The organism is Bacillus sp. UNC41MFS5, assembly GCF_000686805.1.
Genome location: NZ_KK366017.1, coordinates 547,015 through 555,719 on the forward strand (window position 1 = coordinate 547,015; position 8,705 = coordinate 555,719).

Below are 8,705 nucleotides of genomic sequence, written 5' to 3' on the forward strand. Positions count from 1 at the left end.
TGAATCCAGGTTGTGTTTTGAAAAATGAATATCTATCAGCACTTTCGTCCAGAAGAACGAGAATTTATTGATCAGGTGTTAAATTGGAAGAATTATGTTGAGACCCAATATACATCTAAATTAACAGATTTCCTTGATCCAAGAGAGCAGCATATTCTAAAAATGCTAATTGGTGAACATGGTGAGATAAAATATATGCTTTTTGGCGGCAGCACGGATGTAGAACGAAAAAGAGCCCTAATTTTCCCAGATTATCTAACTTCGATTAATCATGATGAATTTCAAATAAGCCTTTTCGACATCCATTATCCAACCAAGTTTGTTACTATCGAACACCGACAGATATTGGGAACGCTTATGTCCTTAGGTCTGAAGCGGGGGAAGTTTGGGGATATCATCATTATGGATGGGAAATGCCAATTTTTTGCTGCTAAGGATATTAGCGACTATATATTAAATAACGTTGAAACAATTGGCAGGGCAGGCGTAAAACTAACTGAAACGGATATAGAAAATGCACTTCCCACCAATGAAAAATTGGTGGAAAGTGATTTAACGATATCTTCTCTGCGGCTTGATACCGTTATTTCAGGAATTTATCATGTGTCACGGCAGAAATCACAACTTTTTATTCAACAAGGACTTGTGAAGGTGAATTGGACATTAATTGAAAATCCCTCATTTGAATGCGGTGTGGGTGACATGATTTCTGTTAGAGGAAGTGGCCGAGCAAAAATTCTTGCCATTGAAGGGAAAACAAAAAAAGAAAAATGGAGACTAAATGTCGGAAAACAAAAATAACTACAAAAATAAAGAAGGAAATTCGAAGAATGATGTCGAATTCTTGCATATACATATAGAATTAGAGATTGTATGGAGGTGGCATTAATGCCGTTAACACCGTTGGATATTCACAATAAGGAGTTTAATAAGGGTTTTAGAGGTTATGATGAGGATGAAGTAAACGAGTTTCTCGATCAGGTTATCAAGGATTATGAATTAGTACTTAGAGAGAAAAAAGAATTAGAAGAACGCTTGAACGATATGAATGAACGACTTGGTCACTTTGTTACGATTGAAGAAACTTTAAATAAATCAATCATCATTGCGCAAGAAGCAGGTGAAGATGTTAAACGGAATGCGCAAAAGGAAGCGAAGTTGATTATTAAGGAAGCGGAAAAAAATGCGGATCGGATTGTCAATGAATCCCTTTCAAAAGCAAGGAAGATTGCTCTCGAAATCGAGGATTTAAAAAAGCAGTCTAAAGTATTCCGCACACGTTTTAAGATGTTGATTGAGGCCCAGCTTGATATGTTGAATACCGATGATTGGGATCATTTATTAGAATATGAGGTAGATGCAACAGAACTAAAAGTTCATGAAGAAGAAGATTCATTAGCTTGACGAAAAGCGTTTTTATAGCATATAATTTCTTAACAGTTATAAAGAATGGTCAATGACGATGATAGGGACAGTATAATTTTTCTATGACTTTTTTAGCGAGCCGGGGGCGGTGGAAGCCTGGTAAAGTTGAAAAATTGAAGATCACCCTTGAGTTCCATAGCCCAACCTCCTTATTTAGGATAGTAGGCTTAGGCGTGTAATTCACGTTACGAATGCTAAAGAGGATAGACGATTTGATTCGATCTATCTATCAGGGTGGTACCGCGGGAATAAAACCTTCTCGTCCCTATTTTGGGATGAGAGGGTTTTTTTATTTGTCTATTGGCTATTCTGTTAAATGAAGAGGATTACAGGAGGAAGAAAAAATGGAGTATAAAAATACGTTATTAATGCCACAAACTGAATTTCCGATGCGTGGCAATCTTCCACAAAGAGAGCCTGAGATTCAGGCGAAATGGGAAGAATTAAATATTTACAAAAAAGTTCAGGAACGAACCAAAGGACGTCCGATGTTTGTATTGCATGATGGTCCTCCATATGCCAATGGTGACATCCATATGGGGCATGCCCTTAATAAAATTTTAAAAGATATGATTGTCCGCTATAAGTCAATGAGCGGTTTCCATGCACCATACGTACCAGGCTGGGATACACATGGTCTTCCAATTGAGCAAGCGTTAACGAATAAAGGTGTGAAACGTAAAGAAATGACGGTCGCAGAATTCCGTCAACTTTGTACAAAATATGCTCTCGAACAAATTGATAATCAACGTGAACAATTTAAACGTCTTGGTGTGCGCGGTGACTGGGAAAATCCTTATATTACCCTAAAGCCGGCTTATGAAGCACAACAAATTAAAGTCTTTGGTGAAATGGCTAAGAAAGGTTATATTTATAAAGGACTCAAGCCTGTCTATTGGTCACCATCCAGTGAATCAGCACTTGCTGAAGCTGAGATTGAATACCAGGACAAAAAATCCGCATCCATTTATGTGGGCTTTAAGGTGAAGGATGGGAAAAATGTTCTAGATACAGACACCCAAATTATTATCTGGACAACAACTCCATGGACAATTCCGGCGAATTTAGGTATTTCCGTTCATCCGGATCTAACATATGTTGTGGTTGCAGCAAATGGGAACAAATATCTAGTTGCTGAGGCTCTTCTCGAATCTGTTTCGAAGGAAATTGGCTGGGAAGAAGTAACGGTTGTTAAAAAGGTAAAAGGAAATGATTTAGAGCATATTTTAGCTGTCCACCCTCTTTATGGTCGCGAATCATTGGTGATGTTAGGAGAACATGTAACAACAGATGCAGGTACTGGCTGTGTCCATACAGCACCTGGTCACGGGGAAGATGACTTTTATGTTGGCCAAAAATATGGTTTAGATGTCCTATGCCCTGTCGATGATAAAGGTGTGATGACGAGTGAAGCGCCAGGTTTTGAAGGATTATTTTATGATAAAGCAAATAAACCAATCACACAAGCATTAGAAGATGCAGGTGCATTGCTCAAACTTTCGTTTATTACTCATTCCTATCCGCACGATTGGAGAACGAAAAAACCGGTAATCTACCGAGCAACAGCACAATGGTTTGCATCTATTAAAGATTTCCGTAATGAATTACTAGATGCAGTGAAGGAAACAAAATGGATTCCAGCTTGGGGTGAGACGCGATTATTTAATATGGTTCGTGACCGAGGGGACTGGTGTATTTCTCGTCAACGTGTCTGGGGAGTACCAATTCCTGTTTTCTACGCAGAAACTGGTGAAGAAATCATTACAGATGAAACAATTAATCATGTTTCAGATTTATTCCGTGAATTTGGTTCGAATGTATGGTTTGAGCGTGAGGCAAAAGAATTACTACCTGCTGGCTTTACTCATCCAGGAAGTCCAAACGGTATTTTTACTAAGGAAACAGATATCATGGATGTTTGGTTTGATTCAGGTTCTTCCCATCAAGCTGTTTTACTAGAAAGAGATGATTTAGTTCGACCAGCTGATCTTTATCTTGAAGGTTCGGACCAGTATCGCGGCTGGTTTAACTCGTCATTATCTACTGCTGTAGCCGTGACAGGTGAAGCACCATACAAAGGTGTATTAAGCCACGGGTTTGCACTTGATGGTGAAGGCAGGAAGATGAGTAAGTCCATCGGAAATGTGGTTGTCCCTGCAAAAGTAATGAATCAGTTAGGTGCAGATATTTTACGCCTTTGGGTTGCTTCTGTTGATTATCAAGCAGATGTTCGTGTTTCAGACGCAATCTTGAAGCAGGTCGCAGAGGTTTATCGTAAAATTCGTAACACCTTCCGTTTCTTATTAGGAAATTTAGCTGATTTTACTCCAGCAAAAAAAGTGGCATATGAAGATCTACGCGAAGTCGACCAATTTATGCTCGTTAAATTAAATAAGTTGATTAAAAATGTTCGCAATGCCTATGAAAACTATGAATTCGCAGGTATCTATCATGCGATTAATAATTTCTGCACCCTTGATTTAAGTTCATTTTATTTGGATTTTGCGAAAGATGTTCTTTATATTGAGGCTACAGATAATCATGAACGACGTGCAATCCAGACAGTGTTATATGAATCATTGCTTGCTTTAACAAAATTAGTTTCACCGATCCTTTCACACACTGCGGATGAAGTGTGGAATTTCATCCCAGATGCAACTGAAGAAAGTGTTCAGTTAACAGATCTTCCTGAGTATCAGGAACTAAAAAATGCTCAGGCTTTAGAGGAAAAGTGGACTGAATTCATGAATCTTCGTGATGATGTGTTAAAGGCTCTTGAGGAAGCACGTAATCAAAAAGTGATTGGGAAGTCGTTAACTGCCAAGGTTACGCTTTATGTCAACGAAAAATCAAAAGCGTTATTAGACTCGATTGAAGAAAATATGAAACAGCTCTTTATTATCTCAGGCTTTGAAGTGGCAGGAACCTACGAGGAAGCCCCTGAAAATGCAGTTAAATTAGAAACTGCAGCCATTGTCATTACAAAAGCAGAAGGTGAAACATGTGAGCGTTGCTGGATTGTAACACCGGAAGTAGGTCAAGATCCAGAACATCCAACACTTTGCCCGCGTTGTGCTGAGGTAGTAAAAGCTAACTATACTCTTAATTAATCATGAAAGCCCTATGCAGATGCATAGGGCTTTTAAATTTTTCCTTCTCCGTTAATTGTTGTAGTTGTTGTCAAATGTTTTTCCGAGTCGGTTATTGGATGGCGGAAATAATAAGACAAATGAAACACGGAGGTAACAACTATGAATGCCACGCAGGAACAGCTGTTTTTGGAACTCCGTCATACGAAAGTAGAAATTGAATATTCCTTAAAGAACAAACCAAAGCAGGATTGGTTTACGTGCGTCTTAGAAGAGGAGTTATCAGATATTAATACAGCAATTCAAAAACTCGAAAATGGAAACTTTGGGCAATGCGAAATCTCTGGAGAATTTTTGCCTAATGAATTATTAAAGATGATTCCTACCTTAAAGTCAGTAAAGGATTCAGAGTATTTAATGCATTATTACAAAAAACCGATTTACTAATCATTTTCATCAAGTTACATTTTCGTTTAGCGAAAAAGTATGCTAAAATGCTTAAGAAGTATGATAAGTGAAAGCGTCTAGACTGAGGAGTCTAGGTTGATGTGGAGGTATTTCTTAGTGTTTTATTACTTAATCGCACTTTTTGTTATTTTATTAGATCAAATTACGAAATGGCTTATTGTAAGCAACATGTATCTAGGAGAAAGTATTCCAATCATTGATAATATTTTCTATATTACTTCTCATCGAAATCGTGGTGCGGCGTGGGGAATATTACAAGGACAAATGTGGCTCTTTTACGTCATTACGATAATTGTTATCGTCGGCATTATGTATTATCTGTACAAGGCTGCAAAAGGTAAATGGATGCTTGGTGTATCTTTGGCATTGATGCTTGGAGGAGCGATTGGAAACTTTATTGACCGTGTCATTCGCAAGGAAGTTGTTGATTTCATTCATACGTATGTTTTTGGCTATAATTTCCCTGTCTTTAACATCGCGGATTCAGCATTAGTAATCGGGGTCATCTTGTTAATGATTCAAATGTTATTAGATGAGAGAGAAACAAAGGAGAAATCATATGGAGAAAATGGAACACATCATTCTTGAGGATCAAAAAGGAGATCGAATTGATAAAGTGATCGCTGGTCTAGATGAAGAATGGTCAAGAACACAAGTGCAGCAATGGATTAAAGAAGGAAATATAACGGTGAACGGACAACAGATTAAAACAAATTATAAATGTAACGTGGACGATCAAATAGAAATTACGATTCCAGATCCTGAAGAGTTAGATGTGGTCCCAGAAGATCTTAATTTAGAAATTTACTATGAAGATAGTGATGTTCTGGTGGTAAATAAACCGAGGGGTATGGTCGTTCATCCCGCACCCGGTCATATGACTGGAACATTGGTCAATGGATTAATGTTTCATTGTAAGGATTTATCAGGGATTAACGGGGTGTTAAGGCCTGGTATAGTTCATCGAATCGATAAGGATACTTCCGGTCTATTAATGGTGGCTAAAAATGATTTGGCTCACGAAAGTCTTGTCAATCAGTTAGTAGCCAAAACGGTTACTCGTAAATATAAAGCGATTGTCCATGGAGTCATTCCTCATGATTTTGGAACTGTTGATGCTCCGCTTGGCAGGGATACAAAAGACCGGCAAAGCATGAACGTCGTTGATCATGGCAAACATGCGGTCACACACTTCCATGTGCTTGAACGCTTTAAAGATTTTACATTTGTGGAATGTCAATTAGAAACAGGCAGAACACACCAAATTCGTGTTCATATGAAATATATTGGCTACCCGCTCGCTGGAGATCCAAAATATGGACCGAAAAAGACACTCGATATTAACGGACAAGCATTACATGCAGGTGTGCTTGGTTTTAACCACCCAAGAACAAGCGAATATTTAGAATTTGAAGCACCACTTCCAGAAGATATCGAGTTATTACTTACCAAACTTCGAAATAATCGTTGACACAATCGTCTATTTAAAGTAAGATAACTATAGCTTAATAAGCCTTTAAAACAGTCCCGTGAGGCTGAGAAGGAAACGGTTAAGATATGGAGTAACTATGCCCATATCTGTAAATTAACTAGTTAACCTCTCGCCAAATGGTGAGAGGTTTTTTATTTTTACAAAAGAAGAAGGTGTAGTATGAACCAAAAAGCTGTTGTCCTTGATGAACAAGCCATTGGCAGGGGCCTGACTAGAATCGCCCACCAAATTATTGAAAAAAACAAAGGTATAGATGATTGTGTTTTGGTTGGTATTCGTACGAGGGGCATTTATCTGGCCAATCGACTTGCAGCCAAAATTGAAGAGATTGAGGGAAAAGCAATAGCTGTTGGTGAGTTAGATATTACCCTTTATCGAGACGATTTAACAAAGAAAACAGATAATCAAGAACCACTAGTTAAAGGCTCAGATATTCCAGTGGGTATCAATAATAAAAAAGTGATTCTTGTTGATGATGTATTATATACAGGCCGAACAGTCAGAGCCGGACTCGATGCCTTAATGGATATAGGAAGACCTTCTGTCATTCAACTTGCAGTTTTAGTAGACAGAGGGCACCGGGAACTTCCAATCAGAGCAGATTATGTAGGGAAAAATATTCCAACCTCAAGTGAAGAAAAAATAGTTGTTGAACTAGCTGAAGTGGATCAGGTCGATCAAGTAAGTATTTTTGAAAAATAAATAGCAACCCTTTTAAAAGTAGTCCTGTGAGGCTGACAAAGGGGAATATGCCGGAAGAATCTTTATTTAGGCATGTCCATACCCTCTTTGTACCTTCACGGACAAAGAGGTTTTTTTTATGAAAAAAATAAGATACTAAAGAAAAGCAATATAGAAAAATGGGGGAATTCACAATGAACAATAAACCTATCCTAGACGTAAAAGAGATTCCTAAACCCTTTCAATGGATCACATTAAGTTTACAGCACTTATTCGCCATGTTTGGAGCCACAATATTGGTACCTTACCTTGTTGGATTAAGCCCGGCGATTGCACTTATATCAAGTGGACTTGGCACATTAGCATTTTTATTAATAACTAAATTCCAAGTTCCAGCTTACTTAGGCTCATCCTTTGCCTTTATCGCACCTGTGATTGCCGCTAAAGCAGCTGGGGGACCTGGCGGCGCCATGGTCGGTACATTCCTTGCAGGACTTGTTTACGGACTGGTTTCACTTATCATCAGCAAGGCAGGTCATCGCTGGATCATGAATCTTCTCCCGCCAATTGTTGTCGGACCAGTTATTATTGTTATCGGATTAGCCCTATCCGGAACTGCAGTGAATATGGCGATGAATAATCCTGTGAGTGGAAAATACAGTATGCTTCATTTCTCTGTAGCCCTTGTCACGCTAATAGCAACGATTATCTTTTCGATATATGCAAAAAAAATGTTAAGTATGATTCCTATCTTAGCGGGGATTATTGTCGGATATATCTACGCACTAGTGGTTGGAGTGGTCGATTTTAAACCAGTAATAGAGGCTAAGTGGTTTGAAATGCCGGAATTTATCATTCCGTTTGTAAGCTATAAAGTGAAATTTACTTGGGATTTAGTCTTGTTAATGGTACCAGTTGCGATTGTTACCCTATCAGAGCACATCGGACACCAGTTGGTGCTAAGTAAGGTAGTGGGTAAAGATTATATTAAAGAACCTGGCTTACATCGTTCGATCCTTGGAGATGGAACGGCAACGATAATTTCTGCTCTGATTGGCGGCCCGCCAAAAACAACTTATGGTGAAAACATCGGCGTCCTTGCCATTACTCGAATTTATAGTGTGTATGTCATTGCTGGTGCTGCAATCTTCGCCATCATCTTTGGCTTTATTGGAAAAATAACTGCTTTGATCAGCACCATTCCAACACCGGTTATGGGTGGCGTTTCAATCCTGCTTTTTGGAATCATTGCTTCTTCTGGTTTACGAATGCTAGTGGATAGCAAAATTGATTTTGGTAACAAGCGTAACCTTGTCATTTCATCTGTCATCTTGGTAGTTGGTATCGGTGGAGCAGTAATAAAAGTATCAGAATCATTACAAATCCAGGGGATGGCTCTAGCAGCCATTTGCGGGGTTTTGTTAAACCTCATCCTTCCTGGAAGAGAAACTGCAAATGAAAATATGCTTGAGGAGATTGAATCCTCTGATAACCGGAAAACTGCATAATTAATTTTCAACTCTTTAAATAAATCCAGTGAGGTTTAAAAG

The 8,705-nt window shown here is 38.5% G+C and carries 8 protein-coding genes and 1 other annotated feature; all 8 genes read left to right on the forward strand.

Going from position 1 to position 8,705, the window contains the following annotated elements:
* Positions 1 to 24: 24 nt before the first annotated feature.
* The 8 genes from BR30_RS0119110 (at position 25) to BR30_RS0119150 (ending at position 8,663) form a co-directional block, all read left to right on the forward strand.
* On the forward strand, positions 25 to 801 hold the full coding sequence (locus BR30_RS0119110) for a YlmH family RNA-binding protein (RefSeq protein ID WP_026566391.1): 777 nt from the start codon (positions 25 to 27) through the stop codon (positions 799 to 801).
* 87 nt (positions 802 to 888) lie between these two features.
* Positions 889 to 1,404: a DivIVA domain-containing protein gene (locus BR30_RS0119120; RefSeq protein ID WP_026566392.1), complete on the forward strand. Its 516-nt coding sequence runs from the start codon at positions 889 to 891 to the stop codon at positions 1,402 to 1,404.
* Between the two features lie 49 nt (positions 1,405 to 1,453).
* Positions 1,454 to 1,695 (forward strand) — a binding site (T-box leader).
* 74 nt (positions 1,696 to 1,769) lie between these two features.
* Positions 1,770 to 4,535, forward strand: a complete 2,766-nt coding sequence (gene ileS / locus BR30_RS0119125) for an isoleucine--tRNA ligase (RefSeq protein ID WP_026566393.1) — start codon at positions 1,770 to 1,772, stop codon at positions 4,533 to 4,535.
* Positions 4,536 to 4,676: 141 nt separating this feature from the next.
* Positions 4,677 to 4,961 carry a hypothetical protein gene (locus tag BR30_RS0119130; protein ID WP_026566394.1) on the forward strand — a complete coding sequence of 95 codons (285 nt, stop codon included), beginning with the start codon at positions 4,677 to 4,679 and terminating at the stop codon, positions 4,959 to 4,961.
* 99 nt (positions 4,962 to 5,060) lie between these two features.
* A complete protein-coding gene (gene lspA / locus BR30_RS0119135) occupies positions 5,061 to 5,570 on the forward strand; it encodes a signal peptidase II (RefSeq protein ID WP_269320622.1) in 510 nt (169 codons plus the stop codon).
* On the forward strand, positions 5,542 to 6,453 hold the full coding sequence (locus BR30_RS0119140; RefSeq protein WP_026566396.1) for an RluA family pseudouridine synthase: 912 nt from the start codon (positions 5,542 to 5,544) through the stop codon (positions 6,451 to 6,453). The genes lspA and BR30_RS0119140 overlap by 29 nt, the downstream gene beginning before the upstream one ends.
* A 180-nt stretch (positions 6,454 to 6,633) precedes the next feature.
* Positions 6,634 to 7,176 carry a bifunctional pyr operon transcriptional regulator/uracil phosphoribosyltransferase PyrR gene (gene pyrR, locus BR30_RS0119145; protein WP_026566397.1) on the forward strand — a complete coding sequence of 181 codons (543 nt, stop codon included), beginning with the start codon at positions 6,634 to 6,636 and terminating at the stop codon, positions 7,174 to 7,176.
* Positions 7,177 to 7,349: 173 nt separating this feature from the next.
* A complete protein-coding gene (locus BR30_RS0119150) occupies positions 7,350 to 8,663 on the forward strand; it encodes a solute carrier family 23 protein (RefSeq protein ID WP_026566398.1) in 1,314 nt (437 codons plus the stop codon).
* The last annotated feature ends 42 nt before the right edge of the window (positions 8,664 to 8,705 follow it).

What these genes read in the sequence shown, in the direction of transcription:
- ileS (WP_026566393.1), top strand. Translation starts at nt 1,770, where the DNA reads ATGGAGTATAAAAATACGTTATTAATGCCACAAACTGAATTTCCGATG.
- pyrR (WP_026566397.1), top strand. Translation starts at nt 6,634, where the DNA reads ATGAACCAAAAAGCTGTTGTCCTTGATGAACAAGCCATTGGCAGGGGC.
- lspA (WP_269320622.1), top strand. Translation starts at nt 5,061, where the DNA reads ATGTGGAGGTATTTCTTAGTGTTTTATTACTTAATCGCACTTTTTGTT.
- BR30_RS0119110 (WP_026566391.1), top strand. Translation starts at nt 25, where the DNA reads ATGAATATCTATCAGCACTTTCGTCCAGAAGAACGAGAATTTATTGAT.
- BR30_RS0119130 (WP_026566394.1), top strand. Translation starts at nt 4,677, where the DNA reads ATGAATGCCACGCAGGAACAGCTGTTTTTGGAACTCCGTCATACGAAA.
- BR30_RS0119140 (WP_026566396.1), top strand. Translation starts at nt 5,542, where the DNA reads ATGGAGAAAATGGAACACATCATTCTTGAGGATCAAAAAGGAGATCGA.
- BR30_RS0119150 (WP_026566398.1), top strand. Translation starts at nt 7,350, where the DNA reads ATGAACAATAAACCTATCCTAGACGTAAAAGAGATTCCTAAACCCTTT.
- BR30_RS0119120 (WP_026566392.1), top strand. Translation starts at nt 889, where the DNA reads ATGCCGTTAACACCGTTGGATATTCACAATAAGGAGTTTAATAAGGGT.